At 72.9% G+C, this 26192-nt stretch carries 23 protein-coding genes; 8 read left to right on the top strand and 15 right to left on the bottom strand.

Going from position 1 to position 26192, the window contains the following annotated elements; genetic code table 11:
- Positions 1 to 76: 76 nt before the first annotated feature.
- Complete coding sequence (locus tag ACKUU6_RS16120) at positions 77 to 502, bottom strand: SsgA family sporulation/cell division regulator (protein WP_407989237.1); 426 nt, start codon at positions 500 to 502, stop codon at positions 77 to 79.
- A gap of 570 nt (positions 503 to 1072) precedes the next feature.
- Here ACKUU6_RS16120 and ACKUU6_RS16115 point away from each other — a divergent pair.
- Complete coding sequence (locus ACKUU6_RS16115) at positions 1073 to 1597, top strand: NUDIX domain-containing protein (RefSeq protein WP_407989236.1); 525 nt, start codon at positions 1073 to 1075, stop codon at positions 1595 to 1597.
- Between the two features lie 7 nt (positions 1598 to 1604).
- Here the strand turns inward: ACKUU6_RS16115 and ACKUU6_RS16110 are convergent, their stop codons facing one another.
- The 4 genes from ACKUU6_RS16110 to pdhA all read right to left on the bottom strand — a co-directional run bounded on the left by ACKUU6_RS16110 (position 1605) and on the right by pdhA (position 6675).
- Positions 1605 to 3146, bottom strand: coding sequence for a globin domain-containing protein (locus tag ACKUU6_RS16110; RefSeq protein WP_407989235.1), 1542 nt, complete (start codon positions 3144 to 3146; stop codon positions 1605 to 1607).
- A 126-nt stretch (positions 3147 to 3272) separates the two neighbouring features.
- Positions 3273 to 4544: a dihydrolipoamide acetyltransferase family protein gene (locus tag ACKUU6_RS16105; protein WP_407989234.1), complete on the bottom strand. Its 1272-nt coding sequence runs from the start codon at positions 4542 to 4544 to the stop codon at positions 3273 to 3275.
- A gap of 5 nt (positions 4545 to 4549) precedes the next feature.
- Positions 4550 to 5539, bottom strand: coding sequence for an alpha-ketoacid dehydrogenase subunit beta (locus tag ACKUU6_RS16100; protein ID WP_407989233.1), 990 nt, complete (start codon positions 5537 to 5539; stop codon positions 4550 to 4552).
- On the bottom strand, positions 5536 to 6675 hold the full coding sequence (pdhA, locus tag ACKUU6_RS16095) for a pyruvate dehydrogenase (acetyl-transferring) E1 component subunit alpha (RefSeq protein WP_407989232.1): 1140 nt from the start codon (positions 6673 to 6675) through the stop codon (positions 5536 to 5538). Before pdhA ends, ACKUU6_RS16100 begins: the two co-directional genes overlap by 4 nt.
- 187 nt (positions 6676 to 6862) lie before the next feature.
- Here pdhA and ACKUU6_RS16090 point away from each other — a divergent pair, with 187 nt between their 5' ends.
- Positions 6863 to 7351, top strand: coding sequence for an Lrp/AsnC family transcriptional regulator (locus ACKUU6_RS16090; RefSeq protein ID WP_407989230.1), 489 nt, complete (start codon positions 6863 to 6865; stop codon positions 7349 to 7351).
- Between the two features lie 58 nt (positions 7352 to 7409).
- Here ACKUU6_RS16090 and ACKUU6_RS16085 read toward each other — a convergent pair whose 3' ends face one another.
- Together ACKUU6_RS16085 and ACKUU6_RS16080 are read right to left on the bottom strand one after the other, a co-directional pair.
- Positions 7410 to 7952 (bottom strand): DinB family protein, encoded by a 543-nt coding sequence (locus tag ACKUU6_RS16085; protein ID WP_407989229.1) that lies wholly within the window; start codon positions 7950 to 7952, stop codon positions 7410 to 7412.
- A gap of 38 nt (positions 7953 to 7990) precedes the next feature.
- A complete protein-coding gene (locus ACKUU6_RS16080) occupies positions 7991 to 8572 on the bottom strand; it encodes a TetR/AcrR family transcriptional regulator (protein WP_407989228.1) in 582 nt (193 codons plus the stop codon).
- 122 nt (positions 8573 to 8694) lie between these two features.
- Between ACKUU6_RS16080 and paaN the strand changes: the two genes are divergently transcribed.
- A complete protein-coding gene (paaN, locus tag ACKUU6_RS16075) occupies positions 8695 to 10395 on the top strand; it encodes a phenylacetic acid degradation protein PaaN (RefSeq protein WP_407989227.1) in 1701 nt (566 codons plus the stop codon).
- A 66-nt stretch (positions 10396 to 10461) separates the two neighbouring features.
- On the opposite strand, the gene ACKUU6_RS16070 is transcribed toward paaN, so the two are convergent.
- Both ACKUU6_RS16070 and ACKUU6_RS16065 read right to left on the bottom strand, forming a co-directional pair.
- Positions 10462 to 10983: a YbhB/YbcL family Raf kinase inhibitor-like protein gene (locus ACKUU6_RS16070; protein WP_407989226.1), complete on the bottom strand. Its 522-nt coding sequence runs from the start codon at positions 10981 to 10983 to the stop codon at positions 10462 to 10464.
- Positions 10984 to 11186: 203 nt separating this feature from the next.
- Positions 11187 to 12413, bottom strand: coding sequence for a glycosyltransferase (locus ACKUU6_RS16065; protein WP_407989225.1), 1227 nt, complete (start codon positions 12411 to 12413; stop codon positions 11187 to 11189).
- Between the two features lie 109 nt (positions 12414 to 12522).
- On the opposite strand from ACKUU6_RS16065, the gene ACKUU6_RS16060 reads away from it, so the two are divergent.
- Complete coding sequence (locus ACKUU6_RS16060) at positions 12523 to 13998, top strand: FAD-dependent oxidoreductase (protein WP_407989224.1); 1476 nt, start codon at positions 12523 to 12525, stop codon at positions 13996 to 13998.
- Positions 13999 to 14112: 114 nt separating this feature from the next.
- On the opposite strand, the gene ACKUU6_RS16055 is transcribed toward ACKUU6_RS16060, so the two are convergent.
- Positions 14113 to 14658 carry a CGNR zinc finger domain-containing protein gene (locus tag ACKUU6_RS16055; RefSeq protein ID WP_407989223.1) on the bottom strand — a complete coding sequence of 182 codons (546 nt, stop codon included), beginning with the start codon at positions 14656 to 14658 and terminating at the stop codon, positions 14113 to 14115.
- A gap of 110 nt (positions 14659 to 14768) precedes the next feature.
- Between ACKUU6_RS16055 and ACKUU6_RS16050 the strand changes: the two genes are divergently transcribed.
- The 3 genes from ACKUU6_RS16050 to ACKUU6_RS16040 all read left to right on the top strand — a co-directional run bounded on the left by ACKUU6_RS16050 (position 14769) and on the right by ACKUU6_RS16040 (position 17467).
- The gene (locus ACKUU6_RS16050) at positions 14769 to 15206 is read left to right on the top strand and encodes a VOC family protein (RefSeq protein ID WP_407989222.1); all 438 of its coding nucleotides are present in this window, start codon (positions 14769 to 14771) and stop codon (positions 15204 to 15206) included.
- A gap of 14 nt (positions 15207 to 15220) precedes the next feature.
- Positions 15221 to 16099 carry a pyridoxamine 5'-phosphate oxidase family protein gene (locus ACKUU6_RS16045; RefSeq protein WP_407989221.1) on the top strand — a complete coding sequence of 293 codons (879 nt, stop codon included), beginning with the start codon at positions 15221 to 15223 and terminating at the stop codon, positions 16097 to 16099.
- Positions 16100 to 16189: 90 nt separating this feature from the next.
- On the top strand, positions 16190 to 17467 hold the full coding sequence (locus ACKUU6_RS16040; RefSeq protein ID WP_407989220.1) for a peptidoglycan-binding protein: 1278 nt from the start codon (positions 16190 to 16192) through the stop codon (positions 17465 to 17467).
- Here the strand turns inward: ACKUU6_RS16040 and ACKUU6_RS16035 are convergent.
- From ACKUU6_RS16035 to ACKUU6_RS16015, 5 genes are read right to left on the bottom strand one after another with little or no spacing between them, the layout of a single operon-like run.
- Positions 17460 to 18167 (bottom strand): TrmH family RNA methyltransferase, encoded by a 708-nt coding sequence (locus tag ACKUU6_RS16035; RefSeq protein ID WP_407989219.1) that lies wholly within the window; start codon positions 18165 to 18167, stop codon positions 17460 to 17462. The genes ACKUU6_RS16040 and ACKUU6_RS16035 overlap by 8 nt on opposite strands.
- Positions 18164 to 20296, bottom strand: a complete 2133-nt coding sequence (locus tag ACKUU6_RS16030; RefSeq protein ID WP_407989218.1) for an FUSC family protein — start codon at positions 20294 to 20296, stop codon at positions 18164 to 18166. Before ACKUU6_RS16030 ends, ACKUU6_RS16035 begins: the two co-directional genes overlap by 4 nt.
- A gap of 10 nt (positions 20297 to 20306) precedes the next feature.
- The gene (locus ACKUU6_RS16025) at positions 20307 to 21449 is read right to left on the bottom strand and encodes an HTTM domain-containing protein (RefSeq protein WP_407989217.1); all 1143 of its coding nucleotides are present in this window, start codon (positions 21447 to 21449) and stop codon (positions 20307 to 20309) included.
- Positions 21446 to 22069 (bottom strand): DUF5819 family protein, encoded by a 624-nt coding sequence (locus ACKUU6_RS16020; RefSeq protein WP_407989216.1) that lies wholly within the window; start codon positions 22067 to 22069, stop codon positions 21446 to 21448. Before ACKUU6_RS16020 ends, ACKUU6_RS16025 begins: the two co-directional genes overlap by 4 nt.
- A gap of 54 nt (positions 22070 to 22123) precedes the next feature.
- Positions 22124 to 23284 (bottom strand): rhodanese-like domain-containing protein, encoded by a 1161-nt coding sequence (locus ACKUU6_RS16015; protein WP_407989215.1) that lies wholly within the window; start codon positions 23282 to 23284, stop codon positions 22124 to 22126.
- A 274-nt stretch (positions 23285 to 23558) separates the two neighbouring features.
- Between ACKUU6_RS16015 and ACKUU6_RS16010 the strand changes: the two genes are divergently transcribed.
- Positions 23559 to 26174, top strand: a complete 2616-nt coding sequence (locus ACKUU6_RS16010; protein ID WP_407989214.1) for a SpoIIE family protein phosphatase — start codon at positions 23559 to 23561, stop codon at positions 26172 to 26174.
- Positions 26175 to 26192 lie beyond the last annotated feature (18 nt).

Below are 26192 nucleotides of genomic sequence, written 5' to 3'. Positions count from 1 at the left end.
CCCGGCCGTACGGCGGAGACGGGCCCATCGCGCGGAGCGGTGGGCCCGTCTCCGTTCCCGGGCGCCTGACCGGGTGTCAGCCCCGTTTTTCGCAGCCCCGGGTGAGGATGTCGGCGAGCTGGTCGTCCAGTTCGCGCCCGGTGAGCTCCTGGCCCATCGGAACCAGGCGGTCGGTACGGGCCAGGAAGGCGATCAGGGGCGGGGCCGCGGCGCGCAGCCGGGCGTCCCCGTCCGGCGAGTGCAGCACGACGCAGACCTCGGACAGCTCCTCGCCGACCGGGTGGATGTGCACGTCCCCCTCACCGGTCGGCCGGCTGATGCCGTCCAGCAGCAGTTCGCGGGCGAAGACCCAGACCACCGGCTCGTCACCGGGGAGGTGGAAGGTGCACCGGACCGCGAACGGGTCCACGGGGTCGTAGTCGAGGTCGACCACGATGCGGAAGGAGAGTTCTTGCGAGACCAGGAGGTTCATCACCACGTGGCCCTGGACCGTGCTGTGCATGCGCCAGTACCTCTCGTTCTGCCCGGCCCCCGGCGCGCCGAAGGGTTCCGCCGCTGTGGGGCCGGACACAGGAGTTGTCCCCCCTGCACCACCTGGTGCTGATCCGGGGACGAAGTGGACAGGATGCGCTTTTTCAGATGCCGAGCGGACCCGAACCGGAAGTCAGCGGGCGGGCTGCGTGGTCTCGTCGACTGCCATACCCAGCCCCCTTGCCCGAGTCGGTGCAGATGTGGGCATCCGGACCGGAGCGTCCCGGTCTGCCCGATTGGCGCTCATTGCAGCACAGGGCGGGCGGTCCTGCAATCATTCCCGCCAGCAATGCCGCCCAAAAGGCTTGGAATCGAAGGTCGTGATCCGGACCCTTGACCCACCGGAGTGATCCGCCTCTGGCATATGCCTTGGGATCGAAGATCCATTACCGCCAACCACCCGCAGGGGAGTTGACACGCTCGGACACGCCGATTCAGCCGTTCGGCGGAACCGAAACGTCCAGTTCGTGCGCCTGTACGAGTTTCGGCCGTCCCGCGAAGCGGCAGACTCCCGCACAACACTGCTGCCCCGGAGGTGGTCATGGCCGGCCCCGTCCGCCCTGTCGTCAAGCGCACCGCGCGGGCGATCCTGCTGGACCTGGACCCGGACGACCCGCACGCGCCCGCCACCCTCCTGCTGATCAAACGGACCAGGCCCGGATCCAAGCCGTACTGGATCACCCCCGGCGGGGGCGTCGAACCGACCGACCGGACGGTGGTCGAGGCCCTGCACCGGGAGGTGGACGAGGAGCTCGGCGGCAAGGTCGAGGACGTGGTCCCCGCCTTCGTCGACACCGTCGCGCACTCCCACCACGAGGACGGCACCCTGGCCCACCCGCACGGCGTCAAGGTCCAGCACTTCTTCGCCTGCCGGCTCAGCTCGATGGACCCGGCGCGGCGGCACGGCCCCGAGGTGGACGACCCGCACGGCGAGTACGAGATCGTCCGCCTGCCGTTCACCCGCGAGGGAGTCACCTCGGTCAACGTGGTCCCGCCGAGCCTCCGGGCCTACCTGGCGGCGAACATCGAGGGGGTCAGGGCGCTGCTGGCCGCCGATCTCGGGTGACGTCCCGTCAGAGCGCCTCCAGGTCGTGGTGGACGCGGTCGGCGGTGACTCCCGCCCTGGTCAGGGCCTGCTTGGCCCGGCGGACCATCGCGGGCGGGCCGCTCAGGAAGGCGTCCCGGCCGGCCCAACTGCCGTACCGCGAGACCGCGTCCGGGAGTTCGCCGGCCTGGAGGCCGACCGCCTGCTGCTCGGAGACCACCGGGTGGACGGTCAGCCAGGGGTTGCGTCCGGCCACCCGGCGCAGGGCCTCCAGTTCGTACAGCTCCTCCTGGCGGCGTGCGCCGTAGAAGACGTCCACCGAGCGGCCGGCCGCGCCGTGTTCGGCCACCTCCTCGACCAGCGCGGCGATCGGGGCGATCCCGGTGCCCCCGCCGACGCAGACCAGGTCGGCGCCCCGGTCGTGGTCCACCCGCATGGTGCCGGCCGCCGGACCGAGCCGGAGCACGTCGCCCGGCGCCGCCCGGTTCACCAGCGCGTTGCTGACCCAGCCCGCCTGCACGGCCTTGACGTGCAGGGTGAGCAGCCCGTCCGGCCGGGGCGCGGTGGCGAACGAGAAGTGCCGCCAGACCCGGGGCCACCACGGCGTCTCCAGCGTGGTGTACTGCCCGGCCCGGTACGGGTACGCCTGATCGGGGCGGAGCGTGAGCACCGCGATCTCCGGGGTACGGAGCCGGTGCTCCACCACCTCCGCCTGCCACCACGGCGGGGAGGACTTGGCGGCCGCCTCGGCGGCGTCGGTCATCACCGTGGCGATCAGCCGGTAGACCCGGCGCCAGGCCAGCTCGGTGTCGGCGTCCCAGCGACTGCCACAGTACTTCGCCAGCGCGGCCACCAGGCACTCGCCCACCGGGGCGTAATGACCCGTCAGCGTCCCGTACTTGCGGTGCCCCTGCCCCAGCCGGGTCAGGTACTCGGTCAGCCCGGCCGGGTCGTCCGCGCTGCGAGCGGCCATCAGCAGCGAGCGGAACAGCCGGTCGCGCTGGACGTCCATGGCGGCCGGGAAGAGCGCCCTGACCTCGGGGTGGTGCACGAAGATCAGCGCGTAGAAGTGCGCGGTGGCCCGGTCGGCGAGCGGCTCCACGACGGCCAGGGTGGCCCGGATCAGCTCGATGTCCCGCTCCGTGGGCGGCTGGTCGACAGCCACACCCGGATCGGCGGCGGGGGCGGCCTGGACGGCCGGGGCCTCGCCCAGGGTGTCCATCGCCCATGCCCGGCTCCAATGGTCCCCGGGACCGGCCCAGTTGAGGCCCGGGGCTCGGGCGAACAGCGGCTCGATCACCGGCGCGGGCGGCGGCACGGCCGGGGGATGGTCCGGTTTGGCCGGGATGACCAGGGTGGCTGCGGGGGGTTCCGGCGCCTCCGGCGGGGGCGCGGCCGCAGCCGCCGTCACGGGGCCGAGGGCCAGGGGCTTCGGCTCGGCGGACGCCACCCGCACGGGTGGCTCCGGATCGATCGGCGGGAGGCCGGGTACGGCGGCCACCGCGACCGAGCCGCGCCCCGCCCGGACCCTCAACGAGGCTGTCTTCACCGCGATTTGACGAGTGCCCAAGAGAATCGTTTCGCTTCCGGTCGCACCAGTTTCCAGGGCTCAGCAGCCTGGCACGGCCGTACAGCTCATCGGACAAATCCGTGGAAGCCCGGACACCCGGGCTTCCACGGCGCTACGCTTCCGCGCTCACAGTTGCCGGAGGAGCACTCCGGGCTGTTCCACACAGTCCGCGACGAACCTCAGGAAGCCGCCCGCCGTACCGCCGTCGCACACCCGGTGGTCGAAGGTGAAGGACAGCTGGGTCACCTGACGGACGGCCAACTGGCCCTCGTACACCCACGGCTTGGGCGTGATCCGGCCGACACCGAGCATCGCCGCCTCGGGGTGGTTGAGGATCGGAGTGGACCCGTCCACGCCGAAGACGCCGTAGTTGTTCAGCGTGAACGTGCCGCCGGTCAGCTCGGCCGGGGTGAGCCTCCCGGCCCGGGCTGACTCGGTCAACCGGGCCAGCTCGGAGCCGAGTTGCTCGGTGCCGAGCAGCTGGGCCTCCCGGATCACCGGGACCACCAGACCGCGTTCGCTCTGGGCGGCGAAGCCGAGGTGGACGGCGGAGTGCCGGACGATCGCCGAACCGTCCTCGGACACGCTGGAGTTGAGCTCGGGGAAGCGGGCCAGCGCGGCGGTGGAGATCCGGGCCAGCAGGGCCAGCACACTGACCTTCGGGCCGGCCGAGCGGTTCAGCTGGGCGCGCAGCTCCATCAGCGCGGTCGCGTCCGCGTCCACCCAGCAGGTGGCGGCCGGGATCTCCCGGTGACTGCGGGTCAGCTTCTCGGCGACGGCGCGGCGCAGTCCGCGCAGCGGGACCAGGTGCTGGTCCTCCGGCGCGGGCGCCGGGGCGGCCGCCGGGGTGAGCGCCTGCTCGACGTCCCGCCGCATGATCAGCCCGTCCGGGCCGCTGCCGGTCACCCGCGCCAGGTCGACGCCGTGCTCCCGGGCCATCCGACGCACCAACGGCGAGATCACCGGCGGCACCACGGGGGCCTCGACCACCGGGGCCTCGACCACGACGACCGGGGCCGGGGGCGCCACAGCTACCGGGGCCGGCGTCGCGGCGGCCTTCGCGCCGACCCTGGCCCGACGGGCGCCGGGCTTCCGCTCGGCGACGCCGTAGCCGACCAACGGCCGCTCCACCGGCTCATCCGACCCCTCGACGGGCGCCACCGCGACCGTCACCAGCGGCGCGCCGACCGGGACTTCCTCGCCCTCGGCGCCGTACCGCGCGGTAACCACACCGCCGTAAGGGCAGGGCACCTCGACCACCGCCTTGGCGGTCTCCACCTCCACGACAGGCTGGTCCACGGCGATCACCTCGCCCACCTCGACCAGCCAGCGCACCACCTCGGCCCCGGTGAGACCCTCACCGAGGTCCGGCAGCGTGAACTCGCGTACCACCGGCATCATCGTCAGTCCTCCCACTGCAGCCGGGCCACGGCGTCGAGAATCCGGTCCACCCCGGGCAGGTGGTGGTGCTCCAGCATCGGAGCCGGGTACGGGATGTCGAAGCCGGTCACCCGGAGCACCGGGGCGGCCAGGTGGTGGAAGCACTTCTCGGTCAGCCGGGCGGCGATCTCCGCGCCCGCGCCGCCGAAGCCGGTCGACTCGTGCACGACCACCGCGCGGCCCAGCGAGCGGACCAGCTCGACGGCGGTCTCCTCGTCGAACGGCACCAGCGAGCGCAGGTCCAGCACCGCCAGGTCCCAGCCCTCGGCCCTCGCCGCCTCGGCCGCCTCCAGGCAGACCGGCAGCGAGGGACCGTACGTGATCAGCACCGCCGAGCGGCCCGGCCGACGCAGCACCGCGCGCCCGATCGGCTCCACCGGCGCGGTCGCGTCCAGCACGTCCTTGCCCCAGTACAGCCGCTTCGGCTCCAGGAAGACCACCGGGTCGTCGGAGGCGATCGAGGCCCGCAGCAGCCCGTAGGCGTCGGCCACGGTGGCCGGGGTGACCACGTGCAGGCCGGGGGTGTGGGCGTAGTACGCCTCGGAGGAGTCGCTGTGGTGCTCCACCCCGCCGATGCCGCCGCCGTACGGGATCCGGATGGTGATCGGCAGCGGCATCTTCCCGGCCGTGCGGTTGCGCATCTTGGCGACGTGCGAGACGAGTTGCTCCATCGCCGGGTAGGCGAAGGCGTCGAACTGCATCTCCACCACCGGGCGCAGCCCGTACATCGCCATGCCGACCGCGGTGCCGAGGATGCCGGCCTCGGCCAGCGGGGTGTCCAGGCAGCGCTGGGTGCCGAACTCGGCGGTCAGGCCGTCGGTGATCCGGAAGACCCCGCCGAGGGCGCCGACGTCCTCGCCCAGCACGTGCACCGACTCATCCGCGCGCATCGCGTCCCTGAGGGCCGAGTTGAGCGCCTGGGCCATCGTGCGGGTCTCGACCGTGGTGCTCATCGGGCGTGCTCCTCCGCGTCCAGCTCGGCGGTCAACTGGGCAGCCTGCTCGCGGAGTTGCTGCGTGGGCTCGGCGTAGACGTGCGCGAAGAGCGACATCGGGTCCAGTTCGGGGTCGGTGTGGAACTCGGCGCGCATCCGGGAGGCCAGCTCCTCCGCCTCGTCCACGGCGGCCTGGGCCAGCCGGTCGTCCAGCTGACCGGCGCTGCGGAGGTGACGCTCCATCAGCAGGATCGGATCGTGCTCCCGCCAGGCGGCGATCTCCTCGTCCTGCCGGTAGCGGGTCGCGTCGTCGGCGTTGGTGTGCGCCTCGATCCGGTAGGTGAGCGCCTCGACCAGGGTCGGACCGCCGCCGGAGCGGGCCCGCTCGACCGCCTCGGTGAGCACCGCGTGCACGGCCACCGCGTCGTTGCCGTCCACCAGCCGGCCCGGCATGCCGTAGCCGACCGCCTTGTGGGCGAGCGTCGGGGCGACGGACTGCCGGGTGAGCGGAACGGAGATCGCGTAGCCGTTGTTCTGCACCAGGAAGACCACCGGGGCGTTCAGCACGGCCGCGCAGTTCAGCGCCTCGTGGAAGTCGCCCTCGCTGGTGCCGCCGTCGCCGAGCAGCGCCAGCGCGACGGTCGGCTCGCCGCGCAGCTGGGCGGCGTACGCCAGGCCGACCGCGTGCGGGGCCTGGGTGGCCAGCGGGGTGCAGAGCGGGGCGGTCCTGGTCGCCTTCGGGTCGTACCCGGTGTGCGCGTTGCCGCGCAGCAGGGTCAGCGCCTCCAGCGGGTCGACGCCCCGGGAGACCACCGCGAGGGTGTCGCGGTAGCTCGGGAAGAGCCAGTCGTCCTGGCCGAGCGCCAGTGCGGCCGCCACCTGACAGGCCTCCTGGCCGGTCGACGCGGGGTAGACGGCGAGCCGCCCCTGCTTGGTCAGCGTGGTGGCCTGCTGGTTGTACCGGCGGCCGACCACCAGCCGGCGGTAGAGCTCTGCGAGCAGCTCCGGGTCCGCCTTCTCGGCGGCAGGCGTGCCGAGCACCCGGTAGGGGGACTCGTCGGGGAGCAGCGGGGCGGGATCGGTCCGCGGACCGGTGGCGTCGGGACGCCAGCCGGGTACGGGGGCGGCCAGGTGTCGATGATCGAGAACGGTCATCTCGGGCACCTCCAGAGGGTGGGGGAGGGTGCGACAGGGGCAGGTGATGCCGTGGTGCACGAGGGGTGACAGGGCTGGTCGCCGGAGCCGTTCCTCCCTACCGATTGTTCGGTTGTCTGTTCAATCTGGCCACAGCTGCGCCAAGGTGGTGGACAATCGGCCCGAACGGCGGTCTATTGAAGACAGCATGTCCATTTCGGGAGGGTCGGGGGCCGTGTCCACTGAACAGACGTCCAGCCTGGACCGGGTCGACCGGTCGATCCTCCGGTTGCTCCAGCAGGACGGCCGGGCCTCGATCCGCTCGGTCGCCGAGCGCGTGCACGTCTCCCGGGCCAACGCCTACGCCCGGATCTCCCGGATGGTCGAGGACGGCATCATCCGTGGCTTCACCGCACGGATAGACCACGAGCGGGCCGGGCAGGGGGCCTCGGCGTACATCACCCTCAAGATCGTGCAGAACTCCTGGCGGACGGTCCGCGAGCAGCTGCTCGCCCTGCCGGGAGTGGCTCACATCGCCCTGGTCGGCGGGGAGTTCGACGTGCTGCTGCTGGTGCACACGGCGGACAACCACGCCCTGCGCGAACTGGTCCTGGGCCAGATCCAGGGCATCCCCCAGGTCCTCGCGACCCAGACGCTGCTGGTCTTCGAGGAGACCGACCAGGTCCCTCCGGTGTAGCGGGAAGACGCCGGCGGCTCGGTGCCCTGAGGCGTTCGCCGAGCCACCGGCGGGGCTCTCAGTAGCCCGTCGTGCCGTCGAGGCGCTCGCGCAGCAGGTCCGCGTGGCCGTTGTGCCGGGCGTACTCCGCGAGCATGTGGATCAGGATCCGGCGGAGCGAGATCGGGTCACCGGTGGCGCGGTGGGTGCCGGTGGCCTCCAGGTCCGCGGTGGCCGCGACGATGCGCCGGGAGTGGTCGCACTCGCCGCGCCAGGCGGCGAGCGCTTCGGCGACGCTCCCGTCCAGCCGCTCGAAGTCCTGGTCGGGGTCGTCGTCGGAGTAGTGCAGCATCGGCACGTCCTCCCCCGCGAACTGCGTCCGGAACCACCAGCGCTCCGCCCCGGCCAGGTGCCGGAGCAGGCCGTGCAGGCTGAGCGCGGAGGGCGGCACGGGCCGGGAGGACAGCTCGGCGTCGGACAGACCGGCGCACTTGAGGGCGAGGGTCTCGCGGTGCCAGTCGAGGAACGCGGTGAGCAGCTCGCGTTCGGTGCCGGTGAGCGGGAGCGGCTCGCGGTCGTCCTCGGCCATCGGCTGGGCGAGGTGCGCAGGGATCTCGGTCATGCCGGGAGTCTGTCAGCCGGCACCGTCAGGCGGGCGGGTCAGGCGCGCAAGCCGTCGAAGGCCAGGTGCACCACGGCCTCGGCGACGCCGTCGGTGTGCTTGCCGTCGGGCCGGTACCACTCCACGATCGAATTGATCATCCCGAACAGCAGCCGGGTGGCCAGCCGGGGTTCGACGTCCGCCCGCAGCTCCCCCGCCGCGACGGCGGCCCCGAGCAGTTCGGCCACCTGGTGGTCGAAGTCCCGGCGCCGCTCCAGCGCCCACTGCTCGGTCGCGGTGTTGCCGCGCACCCGGAGCAGCAGGGTGACGTACGGCAGCTCGGCGAGCAGCACCTCGGCGGTGCGGCGGACCACGTGCTCCAGCCGGTCCACCGAACGGCCCGTCAGGGCCTCGGGCTCGGCCAGGATGCCGAACAGCGCGTCCAGCGCCCGGCCGACCGCCAGCTCGAGCAGCTCCTCCTTGCCCCGCACGTGGTGGTAGATCGAGGACTTGGAGATCCCGGCAGCCCGCGAGAGGTCCTCCATCGAGGTGCCGTCGTATCCGCGCTCGTTGAAGACCCCGACCGTGACGGCGAGCAGCGAGTCGACGGTGTAGGCGGTACGGGTGGAGTTCTCGGCCATGTGAACGAGTATGGCCGCCGCGCCGGACCCGCACGTCACCGGTCCGGCAAACTGCCCCATTGACCCGACCGATCGTTCGGTTACGCTGAGGGGTGACCAGTCCGCCCCAAAAGGAGCGCGTCATGACCGCAGCGGCCAGCCACCCCGTCGTCGCCGAGCTGATCGAGCGTCACCAGCCCACCCTGACCCGTGCGGTCGAGGCCACCACGGCACGGGACTACTGGTCGCCGTACCCGGAGTTCCCGAAGGCGTACGGCGAGACCGGCCAGGCCGACGGACAGGCCGCCTTCGACGCGCTGCTCGGCAGCGTCTTCGCGCTGGACGGCCAACCGGCCGACGGCGAGCTGGTCAGCGGCGAGTCCTCGCCGTACGGCATCGAGCTCGGCGTCAGCTACCCGCACGCGGACGTTGACGCGCTGATCGGCGCGCTGGAACTCGCCCGCCCCGGCTGGGCGGCGGCCGGCCCGACCGCCCGCGCGGCGGTCTGCCTGGAGATCCTGGCCCGGATCAACGCCCGTTCGCACGAGTTCGCGCACGCGGTGATGCACACCACCGGCCAGGCGTACGGGATGGCCTTCCAGGCCGGCGGCCCGCACGCGCAGGACCGGGGCCTCGAGGCGGTCGCCTATGCCTTCATCGAGCAGACCCGGCTGCCCGAGCGGGCGTCCTGGACCAAGCCGCAGGGCAAGCGCGACCCGCTGACCATGACCAAGGAGTTCGTGCCGGTGCCGGTCGGCCTGGCGCTGCTGATCGGCTGCAACACCTTCCCGACCTGGAACGGCTACCCCGGCCTGTTCGCCTCGCTGGCCACCGGCAACCCGGTGCTGGTCAAGCCGCACCCGCGCGCCACCCTCCCGCTGGCACTCACCGTCCGGGTGGCCCGCGAGGTGCTGGCCGAGGCCGGCTTCGACCCCAACCTGGTCTGCCTGGCCGCCGAGCACGAGGGCTCGACCATCGCGCAGACGCTGGCCGTGCGGCCCGAGGTGAAGCTGATCGACTACACCGGCTCGACCCAGTTCGGCGACTGGCTGGAGGCCCACGCCAAGCAGGCGCAGGTCTACACCGAGAAGGCCGGGGTCAACTCGGTGGTCATCGACTCCACCGACAACTACCGGGGCATGCTCGCCAACCTGGCCTTCTCGCTCTCGCTCTACAGCGGCCAGATGTGCACCACCCCGCAGAACCTGCTGATCCCCCGCACCGGCGTCCGCACCGAGGAGGGCGGCAAGTCCTACGACGAGGTGGTCGCCGACCTGGCCGCCGCGATCGAGGGCCTGCTCTCGGACGACGCCCGGGCTGCGGCCATCCTCGGCGCCGTGGTCAACCCCGGCGTGCTGGGCCGCACCGTCCGGGCTGCTGGCGGCGAGTACGGCGAACTCGCCCTGGCCCCCCGGGTGGTCACCTCGCCCGAGTTCCCGGCGGCGACCGTGCGGACGCCCGCACTGGTCAAGGTGGACGCGGACAAGCCGGACGACCGGGCGGCGTTCCTCGGCGAGTGCTTCGGCCCCGTCTCGTTCGTGGTCGCGGTCGAATCCGCCGAGGCGGCCGTGGAGTTGCTCGGACGGACGGTCCGTGAGCAGGGCGCCATGACGGCCGCCGGGTACACCGTGGACGAGGCGGTGGAGGCCGCCCTGGTGGCCACCTGCCTGGACGCCGGCGTCTCGCTCTCCCTCAACCTCACCGGCGGCGTGTACGCCAACCAGACGGCGGCCTTCTCCGACCTGCACGGTACGGGCGCCAATCCGGCGGCCAACGCGGCGTACTGCGACGGAGCGTTCGTCGCCAGCCGCTTCCGCACCGTCGAGGTCCGCAGGCACAGCTAGGCCCTGTCCGGGCGACACCGACGAGGTTGGGCCGGTCAAACCGACCGGCCCAACCCGTCGGGCTCCTCAACTGTGCTCGTACAGCGCACAGAGGGTGGCCCGTCCGATGGCGAAGAAGCCGAGCGTGCCGCTGATGGCCGCGGCCGAGGTGTCGGCATCCGGTCCGAGTTTCTCGACGCCGAGGGCGTGCACGGTGAAGACGTACCGGTGCGGGCCGTGGCCGGGCGGCGGGGCGGCACCCCCGAAGTCCCTGGTCCCGTAGTCGTTGCGGCCGTGTATCGCGCCGGTCGGCAGCCCCGGGAAGGTGCCGCTGCCGGCTCCTTCGGGAAGCTCGGTGACACCGGCCGGGAGGTCGAAGAGCACCCAGTGCCACCATCCGCTGCCGGTAGGGGCATCCGGGTCGAAACAGGTCACCGCGAAGCTCTTGGTGTCAGTGGGAAAGTCCGACCAGCGCAGCTGCGGCGAGAGGTTGCCGCCTTCGAGGGTGTGCGACGCCGGCAGCGTGCCGCCGTCGGTCACGGAGTGGCTGGTGACGGTGAAAGCGGGCACGGGGCGCTGGAAGTCGTGCGGCAGCGGTGGCCTGGTCATGGCGGGTGGTCTCCCGGGTCGAGGTCGGTACCGGGCGGACAGTAGTGCAGCCGTTGAGGGGCACGCCCACGTCCGCTGAATACCCGTCTTGCACCGGGCGCAGCAGTAGACTTGAGATGCGAAACGGTGCCGCATCTCAGCGTTCTTCGCTCCGGCTCCCACTCCGGCCGTGCGAACAGCCGAACCGACGACCGGGCGCCCTTTCAGCCCGAGTGACGGCGCTTCGGGTTGAACACCCAGACCCGTAGCAGCAGGAAGCGGACCAGCGTGGCCACGGCGTTCGCCGCCACCAGCGTGGTGAGTTCGGCGGTGTGGGAGGCACCCAGGGGGAGCAGGGCGATGGCCCCGCTGCTCAGGGCCAGCCCGATCAGGAAGGCGGCGCCGCCCTCGATCTGGTGTCGGAGGGCATCCCGAGCGCCGGTGACGCCGAAGGTGAAGCGGCGGTTGGCGGCGGTGTTGGCCACTGCGGTGAGAGCCAGCGCGAAGGCGTTCGCCCAGAACGCGGGCACCAGTTGACGTGCCGCCAGGAACAGCAGCACGAAGGCCAGCGTGCTCAGGGTGCCGACCACGGCGAAGCTGGCGAGCTGCCAGCCGAGGCCTGGCGGGAGTTGGGCCTGCCGGACCCGGGTCGGCAGGTGGTCGACCCGGTCGGCGCCGGTGAGGGTGCGGCGGGCGACCCGGCCCATGCCCTTGAGGTCGTCCAGGACGGTACGGACGATGTCGACCCGGCTGTCGGGGTCGTCCACCCAGTCCACCGGGACTTCGTGGATCCGGAGGCCGGTGCGTTCGGCCAGCAGCAGCAGTTCGGTGTCGAAGAACCAGGCGTTGTCCTCGACCGAACCGAGCAGTTGCTGCACCACCTCGGTCCTGGCGGCCTTGAAACCGCACTGGGCGTCCGAGAACTTGGCCGCCATGGTGGCCCGCAGCAGCACGTTGTAGCCGCGCGAGATGAACTCCCGCTTCGGGCCCCGAACCACCGCCGAACCCCGGTGCAGGCGGCTCCCGATGGCGAGGTCGCTGTGGCCGGAGAGCAGCGGGGCGACCAACGGCAGGAAGGCCTCCAGGCCGGTCGAGAGGTCGACGTCCATGTACGCCACCACGTCGGCGTCACTGTCACCCCAGACCTGACGCAGCGCCCGGCCCCGGCCCTTGAGGTCCAGGTGGACCGCCTCGACCTGCGGGATCTCGGCGGCCAGCGCGGTGGCCGCCGCCCAGGTGCCGTCGATACTCGCGTTGTCCGCGATGGTGATCCGGTACGGATAGGGGAAGGTCTCTCCCAGGTAGGCATGCAGTCGGCGGACGCACCGCTCGACCGTGTGCTCCTCGTTGTAGACCGGGACGACCACCTCGACGAGTTTCGTCCGGGTCGGACGTTCGTTGGCGGGGGGCGGGCCGACCACGGTCGTGCCCCGGGGTGCGAGCTCTGTCATGCCAGTGAGATTCACAGCGTCTGATGGGGCCGCCATGATGGAAGGCTGAGAGGGAGCTTAGAAGGCTCAGGTGCTGAGCCGAACGCTGGTCCGATCAACGGGAGATGGCATGTCCGACAATCAGCTGGCCTCCGATGTGGTGATCGTCGGCGCGGGCCCCACCGGGCTCCTGCTGGCCGGTGACCTGGCCACGGCCGGGCTGCGGGTGACCGTGCTGGAGAAGCGCGGCGCCGAGTCCAACCTGACCCGGGCCTTCGCCGTGCACGCCCGCACCCTGGAGCAGCTGGACGCCCGGGGGCTGGCCGACGAGCTGATCGCCACCGGGACGCCGCTGGCCGACCTGCGGCTGTTCGGGAGCCTCAAGGTGGAGCTGGGCACGCTGCCCAGCCGGTTCCCCTTCGTGCTGATCACGCCCCAGTACAACGTCGAACGGCTGCTCCAGGAACGGGCCGTGAAGGCCGGTGCGGTGCTGGTCCGGGGTGCGGAGGTGACCGGGCTGCGACAGGATCCGCAGGGTGTGGAGCTGGAGACCAGGAGCGGGGAGAGCTACCGGGCCGGCTACGTGGTCGGCACGGACGGCGTGCGCAGTTCGGTGCGCGACCTGCTGGGGATCCCGTACCCCGGGGAGTCGGTGGTGAGTTCGGTGCTGCTGGCCGACGTCCGGCTGGAGCGGCCGCCCACCGACACGCTGGCGGTCGCCGCCGGGGAGAACGGCTTCGCCTTCCTGGTCCCGTTCGGCGACGGCTGGTACCGGGTGATCGCCTGGGACCGGAACCGCCAACTCCCGGACGGTGCACCGGTGGAGCTCGCCGAGATCAGCGCGATCACCCGGGACGCCTTCGGGGTCGACCACGGGCTGCACGACGCCCGCTGGGTGTCCCGGTTCCACAGCGACGAACGCCAGGTGCCCAACTACCGTTCCGGACGGGTCCTCCTGGCCGGGGACGCCGCGCACTGCCACTCCCCGGCGGGCGGCCAGGGCATGAACACCGGCCTCCAGGACGCCGCCAACCTGAGCTGGAAGCTGGTCGGCGCGGTGCGGGGCTGGGCCCCCGACGCCCTGCTGGACACGTACCAGACGGAGCGTCACCCGGTGGGCCGGGCCGCCGTCCGCAGCTCCGGCGCGCTGGTCCGGCTTGCGCTGGCCAACTCGGTGCCGACCAGGCTGCTGCGTTCCACTCTGGTGTCGGCGGCCAGCCTGCTCGGCCCGCTCGGCGAGTTGGGCGCCCGCCAGGTCTCCGGCATCGCCATCCGCTACCCCGCCCCGAAGGACGCCCACCATCTGGTCGGCCGCCGGATCCCCGACCTGCGGCTCGCGGTGGACGAGCCCGGCGCACCGTCCCGGCTGTACGAAGCCCTCCGGGCGGGAAAGGCGGTGCTGGTCTCCAACGACGACCACCAGCCGGTGGCCGAACCCTGGGCCGACCGGCTGGTCACCGTCGCACCCGCCTCCCCGCACGGGAAGCTCCGCGACACGGTCCTCCTGGTCCGCCCCGACGGCCACGCCGCCTGGGCCGGCGTCGACCCCAGCCGAGCGGAGATCCGGGCGGCGCTGACCCGGCTCCTCGGACCCGAATCCCCCTGAGCGCACGTGGGCTCGGGGCTCTGCACAAGCCGGGAGGCCGACGTCGCCCGCGCGGCGGAGCCGTACGTCAGCAGAGCACCGAGCCCCTGCCCTGGCCTGACCTGCCTGTGAACGTCAGTGAGACGTCTTCTCGTAGTGCCGGGCCGCCTTGGCGCGGTTGCCGCAGACGGCCATGGAGCACCAGCGGCGGCGACCGTTCTGCGAGGTGTCGAAGAAGTGCAGGATGCAGCTCTCGTGGGCGCAGGCCTTGATCCGGTGGGCGCCCTGCCGGAGTAGCGACAGGTAGTCCTCGGCGGCGAGCCAGGCGGCCAGCCACTCGGGGGAGTCGACCTCGACGGCTTCGGCGGGGCCGGCCGCCGTGAGGGTGTGGCGGAGCCGCCCGTGGGCCAGGACGTGGTTCAGGGCGTTCAGGTCGGGTTCGCGCTGCTCCTCGGCGGCCCGGACCAGCCCGGCCACGGCGTCCCGGGCGGTCAGTACGGCGGCCAGCCCGGCGTCGTCGGCGGCGCAGCGGTCGGCCAGGCCGGCGGTGGAGAGCCAGATCCCGTAGCCGTCCGGCGTGGTCAGCAGGTCCTGGACGCCGCCGCTGTTCCAGCGCGTGTTGAGCAGGTCGAGCGCGAGCGGCTCGCCGAGCAGCGGGCGCGGGTCACGGGGGTCTGCCATGACCCCGAGTCTACTTCTAACCGGTTCAAAAGCCTGTATTGGTTGACGCCCGGATTACCTAACCCCTACAGTCGGTACCACAGGTTAGAAACTTCACTTCGGGAGCTGTCATGCAGACTGGCCACGTCGGGCTCAACGTCACCGATCTCACCCGTTCCATCGCCTTCTACCGGGAGGTGATCGGTCTGGAACTGACCGGTGAGGGCACCGAGGCGGACCGCCGTTTCGCCTTCCTCTCCCTGGACGGCAAGCTGTTGGTGACGCTCTGGCAGCAGAGCAAGGAGCGCTTCGACACCGGCACCGCCGGCCTGCACCACCTCTCCTTCCAGGTCGATTCGCTGGACGAGGTGCGCGCCGCCGAGACGCGGCTGCGCGAGCTGGGCGCCGAGTTCGCGTACGACGGCGTGGTCCCGCACGGCGAGGGGGCGGGCTCCGGTGGGATCTTCTTCACCGACCCCGACGGCATCCGGCTGGAGATCTACGCCCCGGCCGGCCTCGAAGGCACGCCCGCTCCCGTCGCGGCGGCTCCGACCTGCGGCTTCTTCTAGAGAGGCGGACGACCATGGCTGGCGAGACCTTCCACCCGGGCGAGCGGGCGGTCCAGGACCGGGCCGGGGTACGGGACCGCGCGGAGCACGTCGGCCGGGGCATCGGCTCGGTCATCCCGGCGGTGGCCGCCCGGTTCCTGAGTGACCGTCGGACGATCGTGGTCGGTGCCGCCGACCACGAGGGCCGGGTCTGGGCGAGCATGCTCAGCGGGCCCGCCGGCTTCCTGGCCACCGAGGGCGCCAGCACGCTCGCGGTGGCCGCCCGGCCGGTGCCCGGCGACCCGCTGGCGGCGGTACTGGGGGGCCCGGCCGAGGTCGGCACCATCGCGCTGGACCCGGCCGGCCGGCGTCGGATGCGGCTGAACGGCCGTTCCGTCCCGGACGGCCGGGGCGGGCTGCTGATCACCGCCGAGCAGGTGTACGCCAACTGCCCGAAGTACATCCAGCGTCGGCACCCGCTGGACACTCCGTCCGCCCCCGAGCTGCTCGACTCGGGGACCCGGCTGAGTACCCGTCAACAGCTCGCGGTGACCACCACCGACACCTTCTTCGTCGCCACCGCGGGGCCGGACGGGCGGGTGGACGCCTCGCACCGGGGCGGCCACCCGGGTTTCCTCTCCGCCCACGGCCCCGACCTGCTGAGCTGGCCGGACTACCCGGGCAACAACATGTTCATGACCCTGGGCAACCTGGAGCTGAACCCCGCCGCCGGGCTGCTGCTGCCCGACTGGGAGACCGGCGGCGCCCTGCTGCTCTCCGGCCGGGCCGAGCCGGACGCCGACCGCACGGTGTGGTTCACCGTGGAGCAGGTGGTCGAACTGGCCCACGCCTCGCCGCTGAGCTGGAGCGCGCCCGAGTACTCGCCCGCCAATCCGCCGGTCGCCTGGACATAAGTCCTATTTGTTACCTTTCTCCTGATACACCGGGAGCTCACGGTGGAACAGATCCCTTCCGGTACACCCGAGGAGAGGAAGGATCAGACCGTGCTGATCGAGTTCACCGAGATAGAACCGGGCCAGAGCTGCACCTGCGCGGGCTGCTCGGCCCGGCGGCTGGCCCGGATGCACGGGGCCGGCCCGGCCGACGGCGGCCACCGTTCGGCCCGGGGGGCCCGCCGGGCGGCGGTCCTGGTCGCGGCGGTCGGCACCGTCCTCGGCGGCGGAGCGGCCGCCGGGGCCGTCGGCTCGGCGACCACCCCGCACCCCAGTGGCAGCACCACCGGCTCCACCCCGCAGGGCGCGGTCGGCCCGCTGTTCGGACGCCAGTCCGCCCAGACGTCCCGGCTGCGCTCGGTCGGCACCGCCACCCGCACCACCACCCGCACCGAGGTCATGGCCCGCGCCCAGCGCTGGGTGGACCAGCAGGTGCCGTACAGCATGAGCAGCTACTGGTCCGACGGCTACCGGCAGGACTGCTCCGGCTTCGTCTCGATGGCCTGGGGCCTGGGCAGTAGTCAGACCACCTGGACCCTGCCGGACTTCGCCACCCGAGTGGACCGCAGCGAACTCCAGCCCGGCGACGCCCTGATCTACAACAACCCGGCCAACCCCGGGGCGGGCTCGCACGCCGTCCTCTTCGGCGGCTGGACCAACGCGACGCAGACCCAGTACGTGGCGTACGAGCAGACCAGGCCCGGCACCCGGAAGCGGGCCACGCCGTACGCGTACTGGAGCAACGCCGGCTCGTACGTCGCCTACCGCTACCGGGGGCTGGACGGCGCCGTGGCGGACGACTACCCCGGCGCGGACAAGTTCGGGCCCGGCCGGTCCAACCCGTACGTGCAGCAGCTCGGCGAGATGCTGGTGCAGCGCGGGGCGGCGCGGTTCTACGGCGAGGGTCCCGACCCGACCTGGGGCGAGCCGGACCGGCGGGCGACCGAGGCGTTCCAGCTGGCCCAGGGGTGGCGCGGGGCCGAGGCCGACGGCCTGCCGGGCAAGGACACCTGGGACTACCTGGTCAACGGCAAGGGGCAGGACATCCCGGCCGCGGCGACCGCTCCTCCCCCGCCACCCGCCACCGGCGTGCCGCCGTACCCCGGGGCCGACGCCTTCGGGCCGGGGCGGTCCAACGAGTCGATCAGGCTGCTGGGCGAGCAGTTGGTGAAGAAGGGCTTCGCCCGCCACTACACCGAGGGGCCGGGACCGACCTGGTCCGAGAGCGACCGCCTGAACGTCGCCGACTTCCAGAACGCCCAGGGCTGGACCGGCGCCGAAGCCGACGGCCTGCCCGGCCCGCACACCTGGCGGCTGCTGTTCAGCTGAGCCCCGAGGCCCCGGGAGCGCCGGGCTGGAGCGCCGCGTGCGCACGGATCCAGCTGTGCATCGCGATGGCGGCGGCCGCCCCCGCGTTGATCGAGCGGGTTGAGCCGTACTGGGCGATCGAGCAGACGGCCGTGGCGTGGGCCCAGGCTTCCTCGGTGAGGCCCGGTCCCTCCTGGCCGAAGAGGAGGATGCAGCGGGCGGGCAGGGCGTAGGTCTCGATCGGGACGGCGCCGGGGAGGTTGTCGATGCCGATGATCGGGAGGTCGTGGGCGGCGGCGAAGGCGGCCAGGGTGGCGACCGAGTCGTGGTGGCGGACGTGCTGGTACCGGTCGGTGACCATGGCGCCGCGCCGGTTCCAGCGGCGGCGCCCGACGATGTGCACCTCGGCGGTGAGGAAGGCGTTGGCGGTGCGGACCACCGAGCCGATGTTGAAGTCGTGCTGCCAGTTCTCCACCGCGACGTGGAAGCCGTGCCGCCGGGTGTCCAGGTCGGCGACGACCGCCTCCCGGGTCCAGTAGCGGTACCGGTCGGTGACGTTGCGTCGGTCGCCGTGGGCGAGCAGCTCCGGGTCGTACTGCGGACCGACCGGCCAGGGTTCGGGGTGCGGGCCGACGCCGATCTCGCGGTCGTCGGTGCCGGAGGGGGCGAAGGCGTCGTCGTACTGTTCGCCCGCGTGCGGGGTACCGATGCTGCTGCTCACGCCCCCGAGGGTACGGGGCGCTTGGCGCGGGTGGCCTTCTCGAGGTCGGTCAGGGCGGAGAGCAGCAGCCGGGAGCCCGCCCGGGCCACCTCGACCCGGTCGGTGGCGGGCAGACCGGCCAGCCGCTCGTCCCACTCCCGGTGGGCGGCCCGCAGCCCGGCGAGGTCGACCTGGTCGCCGACCAGCAGGGCGGCGGCGGCGATCGCGGTGGCGTCCCGCACCTCCTCGGCGAACTCGGTCGCACCGGGCACCGGGTCCGCGTCGCCGGCGGGCAGGTGAGCCTCCATCAGGACGGCGCTGCGGCCGAGCAGTCCGATCGCGGCGCGGGCCCGGTCGATCTGCTTGCGGGACAGCTCGGGCAGATGCGAGTCGTGCCGGACCGGCTCCGCGTCAGCCCGTTCGATCGCCTGGAGCAGCTCGGAGCGGGCCTCCCTGGAGTCCAGCAGAGCGGTCCGGACGTCCCGGTGCTCCGCGCCCGCCGGATCGCCGAAGACCGTCAGCACCGCGGCGGCGTACCGTCCGGCGGCGGCCAGCCACTCGGCCAGCCGCTCCGCCAGCCGAGCGGTCTGCCAGGTTGGGAAGAGGGCGTAGGCGAGCAGGGCGATGGAGCCCCCGAGCAGGGTCAGGGTGATCCGCTCGGCGGCGGTCTGCAGCGGGTTGCCGGGCTGCAGGCCGAGCAGGAACACCACGTAGCTGGAGACGCACGCGGTCATCACCGCGTAGCCCGTACGGAGCGTCAGGTAGGCGCCGCCGATGAAGGCCACCGCCAGCGCGGCGGAGAGCCACTGCCCGGGGTGGAACAGCTGGACCACGGCGGTGCTGACCGCGACGCCGACCACGGTGCCGGCCAGCCGGGCCACGCCCCGGCTGTAGGTCTGGGCGAAGTCGGGGCGCATCACCATCGCGGCGGTGAGCGGGGCCCAGTAGCCGTGGTGCAGGTGGAGCAGGGTGGCGGCCAGGTAGGCGGCCGTGACCACGCAGGAGACCCGGACGGCGTGCTGGAAGACCGCCGAGTGCGGCTGGAACTGGCGGCGGACGGCCAGCACGACGACCGGCAGCAGCCGGAAGAGCGGGGGCCGGTGCAGGCCGGGGCCGATCACCGGACTGCTGACGGTGTCCTGGTCGTGCTTGTCCAGGGTGTCGACGGCCTTGCGGAGCAGGCTGGTGAGCCGACGGGCCGAGCGGCGGGCGGCGCCGGTGAGCACGCTGCGGCCCTCCTCGGCCTCCCTGGACTCACGGCCGACCATGGTGAGCGCGGGGGTGGACTTGGGCAGCCGGAGCGGATCGCCGGTACGGATCGCCCGGGCCAGGGCGTCCATCGCCTCGGCGGCGGCGGCCAGGATCTCCCTGGCCCGGTCCCGTTCGGGGCCTTCGGCGGGGGCGCCGACCTTGGGGTCGGCCAGCGCCGACAGGGTGGGGCGGACGCGTTCGGCGATGCCGCGCAGGCCCTGGAGTTCGGCCGGGCGGTGCCTGGCCTGCCAGGGGGTCAGCGCGGCGGCCTGCCTGGCCAGGATGAACGGGGCCGGGTCGACGTGCGCGACCGGGTCCTGGCGCAGCCGGCGGGCGTGGTCGGCGAGTTCGGCGTAGGTGTCGGCGAGGGCGTCCCGCTGGGCCCGCCAGCTCTCGATCGGCCAGAGCATGACGACCAGCGCCTGGGTGCCGCCGCCGAGCGCGCAGAGCAGTCCGTGGCCGAGGGCGGTGGGCACGCTGACGGGCAGTTGGACCACCACCAGCATCACCGAGACGGTGGTGCTGGCGACCACACCGCCGCTCGGGCCGATCGACCAGGCGAGCCCGGCGGCGAAGGCCCAGACCGCGAGCAGCACCGGGAAGGCGCCGGGGATGCCGACGGCGAGGTAGCCGCAGAAGGTGCTGACGCCCAGTCCGATCCCGGCCGCGACGGCCAGCGAGGCCCGCGGGCGGAAACTTCGCTGGAAGGTCGCGGTCCCCGCGATGAAGGCGCCCATCGCGGCGGAGGTGGCCGGTCCGGGACCGGCCAGCGCCAGGGTGGGGAAGACCACCAACGCGGCGGCCAAGGCCCCGCGCAGCGCGCGCTTGGGGTTGGAGAGCGTCCGGTCCACCTTCAACCCGGCGCGCACGCTGTCACGCAGGGCCGCGAACCAGGACATACGGCACAGCTTAGACCGACCGGTCTCCGATGCTCGACCGCCGGGAACCTCGTACTCGACGCTCGATCCACAGCAGGGCGGCCGTCGGCAGGAAGACCGCGTCGGCCGCGATCATCGCCAGCGAGAAGAACGGTAGGCCGAGCAGGACCGCGATCGCCAGGTGCTCACCGATCATCAGCGCCAGCAGCACGTTCTTCAGCCGGCGGTTGAACAGCGTGAACGGGAAGGCCACCTGGAGGATCACCGTGCCGTAGCTGAACAGGAAGACCAGCAGCAGGCTCGAACCCACCAGACCGGAGAGCCAGGGCCAGGGCGTGAAGTAGTCCAGATGCAGCGGGTAGTGCAGCGCGGTGCCGTCCTGCCAGCGCGAACCCTGCACCTTGTACCAGCCGGCCGTGGCGTAGATCAGCACCACCTGGACCGCGATCACCAGCATCGCGCAGTTGTGCAGCATGGTGGCCAGCGCGTCCAGCACCGCGCGCGCCTCGCCGTCCGGCCGCCACCGGTTGACGGACCACCAGAGCGCGGCCACCAGCCAGAGCAGCCACGGCCAGGACGGCGGCCCGGCCGCCAGCAGCGCGCCGAGCAGCAGCCAGAGCCAGACCGCGCCGCTGTCCCGGCCGCGCCTGGCGTCCAGCGACCAGACCCTGGCGCACCGGGTCAGCGCCAGGTAGACCGCCATCAGGTGGACCACGTTGTCGCCGCCGTCGCCGACGAAGACGTTCCGGTTCTGCAGCGAGAGCACCGTGACCAGGAAGACCGCGCCGCTGGCCCTGGTCCGCCAACCGAGCGTGAACAGGACGGCGGCCAGGATCGCCAGGTGGTAGACCAGCTCGAACCAGAACCGCCCCTGGAACCAGGGCAGCACGGTGAAGGCGTGGTTCTCCGCCAGCAGCCGGTCGGCCAGCTCCGCCGACCACGGCGATCGGTCGCCGTACAGCACCCGGCGGTTGGGCCACTCCCGGACCAGGTAGGCCGCCCAGGCCAGGCCGAAGCCGATCCGGGCCACCGCCACCTGGTACGGGGCGAGCGGGCGGCCGGTGAAGGTCTCGAAGGCCCCCCGGAGCCGACCGCGTCCCCGGCCCGCGCGGCGGTCGCTCTGCCGCGGGATGATGTCGAGCAGCTGACGGTCCGTCTGCTGAGGGGTGCTCACCACAGACCCCGCAGGTCGCTCTCGCCCACCGGCCACCAGGGCAGCTCGCGGTACTTCGGGGCGGTGTCCACCTGCTCCCGACTCCACCTGGGCGGTGCCAGCTCGGCCGTCCCGACCCGCAGTTGGACCTGGAACAGCCGGTCGCCCCCCTCGGCCGGCCCGATCCGCTGGAGCGCGATCCGCTTGAGGTACTCCTCCGCGAGCCCGCCCCGGGGGGCCGGCGCCTGCTGGTCGGGGTGGGTGGCGTCGTAGAAGTCCCAGGCCCGGCGCAGCAGGTTCTGGTCCACGTGGCTGGGCGCCGGGTTGCCCCGGACCGCCGCGATGTCACTCGCCGTCAGCCCGGCCCACTCCCGGGTGGTGACCGTGCCGTCGGCGGCGATGGTCTGCACCCGGGCGTCCACCGTCACGTTCTGCTGCAGCGGGTTGGGCGCGAACAGCCGCCAGTTCTGCTCGAACTCCGGGTAGACCACCGCGTCCAGCTCGGAGCGGTACTCCTGGGAGAGCGCGTTGGACGGCGCCGAGTGCAGGAACAGCGCGGCCAGGAACAGGGCGGTGCCGCCGAGCAGCACCGCCCCGGCGGCACAGAGCACCACCAGCGCCGGGGTGGACCAGGTACGCATGGGCCTGCTCCTCCCCTCGGGCCGCGGTGTGCCCGGTCATCCTGCCCGAGCGGGCTACAGGACGAAAGCGTCCCGGCCGTCGCTGCTGACCATCGGGCGGCCTGCCGCCTCCCAGGCGAACATCCCGCCGTCCACGTTGACCGCCTCGCGGCCCTGGGCGACCAGGTACTGCACCACCTGGGCGGACCGGCCACCGACCCGGCAGAGCACGTAGAGCTTCTCGTCCGGCAGCTCCTCGATCCGGGCGACCACCTCGCCGATCGGGATGTGCAATGCGCCGTCCACGTGCCCGGCGTCCCACTCGTCCTGCTCGCGGACGTCGAGCAGCGGGGCGTCGGCGGGCACCGAGGCGGCGTCGGTGGTGGGGAGCTGCTGGGCGAACATCGTCTGGGTCTCCTGTGTCCGTTGGTGGTCAACGCCATTGTCGCCCGACCCGGTCAGCAGCCGCTCCAACTCCGCCTGCTTGGCCACGGCCTGCCCGAGCAGCTGGTCGGCCAGCTCCTCCAGCAGCCGGTCGGGCTCCTGCGGGGCGAGCCGCAGCAGCTCGCCCATCGGGGTGTTCTCCAGCCTGACCTGCTCGGTGGCCAGCCGGGCGATCCGCCCGGTCAGCCACTCCAGCCGCTGCCGCAGCCAGTACAGCCGGTCCGGCGCCTCCGGAGCCGGCGCGGCCTCCGGCGCGGTGGACCACTCCTCGGTCAGCTCGGCCAGCGCCTCGGCGTCCCCCTGCGCGTACGCCTCGTTGACCCGGGCGATGAAGGCCACCCGACGCTCCTGCTCGGCCGGATCCGTGGTCAGGTCCGGATGCGCCCGCCGGGCCAGCTCGCGGTATAGCCGCTGCGCCTCCTTCGCGGGCCGGACCCGGCGCGGCGGCTCGGGCTCGGCCGCCGGCTCGCAGGGCAGGCTGTCGAAGAGCGCGTCCAGATCGGGGAGCTCGTCCACCCGCTGCCTGGCCTCGGCCGCCCGCCGCAGGTCCTCGGCCGTCCCGGTCCGGGCCGCGACGGTCTCCGCGACCAGCGCGTCCAGCTCGTCCAACCGCGCGTACAGCGGCCCGAGCAGCTGATGGTGGATCAACGCGAAGTTGTCGATCTCCACCCGCAGCGTCTCGACGTCCACCTCCAGCGTCAGCCAGGCCAGCTCAGCCGCAGCCACCCGCTCCTCGAGCTCCCACCGCTCCTGCTCGGCCCACTGGACGGGGCTGCTGCTCTCCGCGCTCACCTGCTGTGCCTCCGTCCGGGGGATACGGCTCGTCACCCTACCGGGGCGCCGCCGGGTGCACGGGAGGTGGAGCGGGGCGCACGGAGGGTGACACGCAACTGATACTTACGAATCTCCCCGTTTCGCTATCAGTGCCGCCCCCCGCCGTGCTTCGCTGGAGGGTGCAGCGGGACCGGACAGACAGGAAGCGGCGGCCAGGCGGGAGCAGACCCAATTCATGGTGGACCAGCCAGATTCCCCAGCGGCGGCTGATCAGCCGTCAGTCGTCGCCCTGGTGCGACTGGCCGTCGTGCTGATCGATCCGGACGGCCGGATCACGTACTGGAGCCGAGCCGCCGAGGAGCTGTTCGGGCACCGCGCCGAGGTGGCTTTCGGGCGGACGGCCTCCGGGCTGCTGCCCGCCGTCGAGCCCCGTCCCGAGGCCAGGGCCGGGGGCTCGGGCCGCCGCTGCGACGCGCTGGACACCCTGGACGACCTGACCCAGGCCGGGGGCGCCCCATGGGCCGGGGCGATGACGGTGGTCGACCGGGAGGAGCGGCTCCGGGACGTGTTCTGGTGGGCGTACCCGCTGACCGAGCCGACCGGGCGCGGGCTGCTGGCGCTGGCCACCGACGCCCGCCCGCTGCGGGCCGGCGGGCCCCGGATCGCGCTCGGCGACCGACAGCTCCCGTTCAGCCCCTCGCCCGGCCCGGTCGGGGGTCTGCACCGGCTGCGTCCCGACCTCGCCCCGGCCGGCCGGGGCGACACCGGTCCGCTGGCCGTCCTGCTGGCCAGCTGCTCCGAGGAACGGCGGCACCGCCTGCTCGGTCAGCTCCGCACCGCCGGCCTGCCCGCCCTCCGGGTGGACGCCAGCACCCGGCTCCCGGTGCAGCCGTACGAGCCGGCCGGCACCGCCCGGGCCGCCGCGACCGGCCTGGGCCGCAGGTACCCGACCGCACAGCAGCGGGCCGCCCAGCCGCGCGCCGGGCGGCGCCCGGCCGAGCCGCAGCGTCCCACCGCCAACGGCGCCCTCCAGGTGCTGGCGGCCGACGCCGGATCGGTCCCCGCCCCGCGTGACCCGAGCCCGAGCACCTTCACCGGACCTACACCGGGAGGCCCCGCCATCGAGTCAGCAGCCGATCGCACCGGAATCAACGGCACCGGAGGGTGGGTCCACCGGCCCGTCCCGCCGCGGCCCACCGCCACGCCGCCCACCGTCCGGCCCGCCGTCGAGGTGCTGACCAGCAGTCCGGCCGGCGAGCAGCTCGCCCTGCTGAGCGAGGTCGGCAACCGGGTCGGCACCACGCTGGACCTGGACACCACCGCGCGCGAGCTGTGCGAGGTGCTGGTGCCGAGCATCGCCGACTTCGCCTGCGTCGACCTGCGGGACGCGCTGATCTCCGACTCGGTGCTGCCGACCGGCCGACCCTCCGACACCACGATGCTGCGCCGGGTGGCCAGGTCCTTCAACGCCACCGTGGGCGAGTGGGAGCACGTGCTGGAAGAGGGCGCGCTGCTGGCGATGCCGCGCTCCACCCCGCCCGGCCTGGCCCTCCAGGAGAACCAGCCGGTGCTGGTCCCGGTGATCAACCCGGACGTGGCGGTGGACTACGCCATCTCGCTGGGCGGGCCGGAGCTGGTGCCGGTGGTGACGGGCCGTTCGATGCTGGTGCTGCCGCTGTCCGCGCGGGGCACCGTGCTCGGCATCCTCAAGCTGCTCCGGCTCCCGGACCGGGCACCGTTCGACCACGCCGACGCCGCCACCCTGCGCGAGCTGGCCGCCCGGGCCGCGCTCTCGCTGGACAACGCCCGGCTGCACCGGATGGAGGCGAAGACCGCCACCGTCCTGCAGCGCTCGATGATCCCGACCCGCCCGCCGAAGATCCCCGGCGTCCAGATCGCCCACCGCTACCTGCCCGGTGACCAGAAGGCCGAGGTCGGCGGCGACTGGTTCGACGCGATCCAGCTCCCCGGCAGCCGGGTCGCCCTGGTGGTAGGCGACGTGATGGGCCACGGCCTGCTCTCGGCGGCCGCGATGGGCCGCTTCCGCACCGCGATGCAGACCCTGGCCGCCCTGGACCTGCCGCCGGGTCAGCTGCTGCGCCACCTGGACAACCTGGCCCACAAGCTCGGCGATGACCACCTGGCCACCTGCCTGTACGCGGTCTACGACCCGATCAACCGGACCTGTGAGCTGGCCAGCGCCGGTCACGTGCCGCCGGTGCTGGTGCACCCGGACGGCACCGGCGAGCTGCTGGAGATCCCGTCCGGCGCGCCGATCGGGGTCGGCGGCGTCCCGTTCGTCTCGAAGAAGATCGACGTCTCGGACGGCTCGATGCTGGTCCTCTGCACCGACGGCCTCGTGGAGGTCAGGGGCAGCGACATAGGAGCGGGCCTGGCCGCCCTCTGCGGCAACCTGATCGATCCGAAGCAGAGCCCGGAGGAGGCCTGCGACGTCGTGCTGGAGCGGCTGCACTCGGAGGACCGGCAGGACGACATCGCCCTGCTGGTGGCCCGCTTCGACGGGGTCGCCCCGACCGAGGTGGCCACCTGGGAGCTGGCGGTGGACGAGACCGAGGTCCGCCATGCCAGGCGGCTGGTCCGCGAACAGCTCGCCGCCTGGCAGCTGACCGGGCTCACCGACACCGTCGAGCTGCTGGTCAGCGAGCTGGTGACGAACGCCGTCCGGGTGGCCAGGGACCACGTCCAGCTACAGCTGATCCGGGTGGACAAGCTGCTGGTCGAGGTCAGCGACGACAACCACAACCTGCCCTCGCTGGAACCGTCCGAGGAGCTGGACGAGAACGGCCGAGGCCTGAACCTGGTGAGCAAGCTGGCCGAGAAGTGGGGCACCGCCAGGAAGGCGGTCGGCAAGGTCGTCTGGTTCGAGCTGGCACTGCCCAGGAGCTGACCCAGGGGTCAGGGAGCC

The sequence above is a fragment of the Kitasatospora sp. CMC57 genome (genome assembly GCF_045866025.2).
Classification (GTDB): domain Bacteria; phylum Actinomycetota; class Actinomycetes; order Streptomycetales; family Streptomycetaceae; genus Kitasatospora.
The sequence above is the reverse complement of the archived record's forward strand: the minus strand, read 5'-3'. Positions and strand labels throughout refer to the sequence as shown.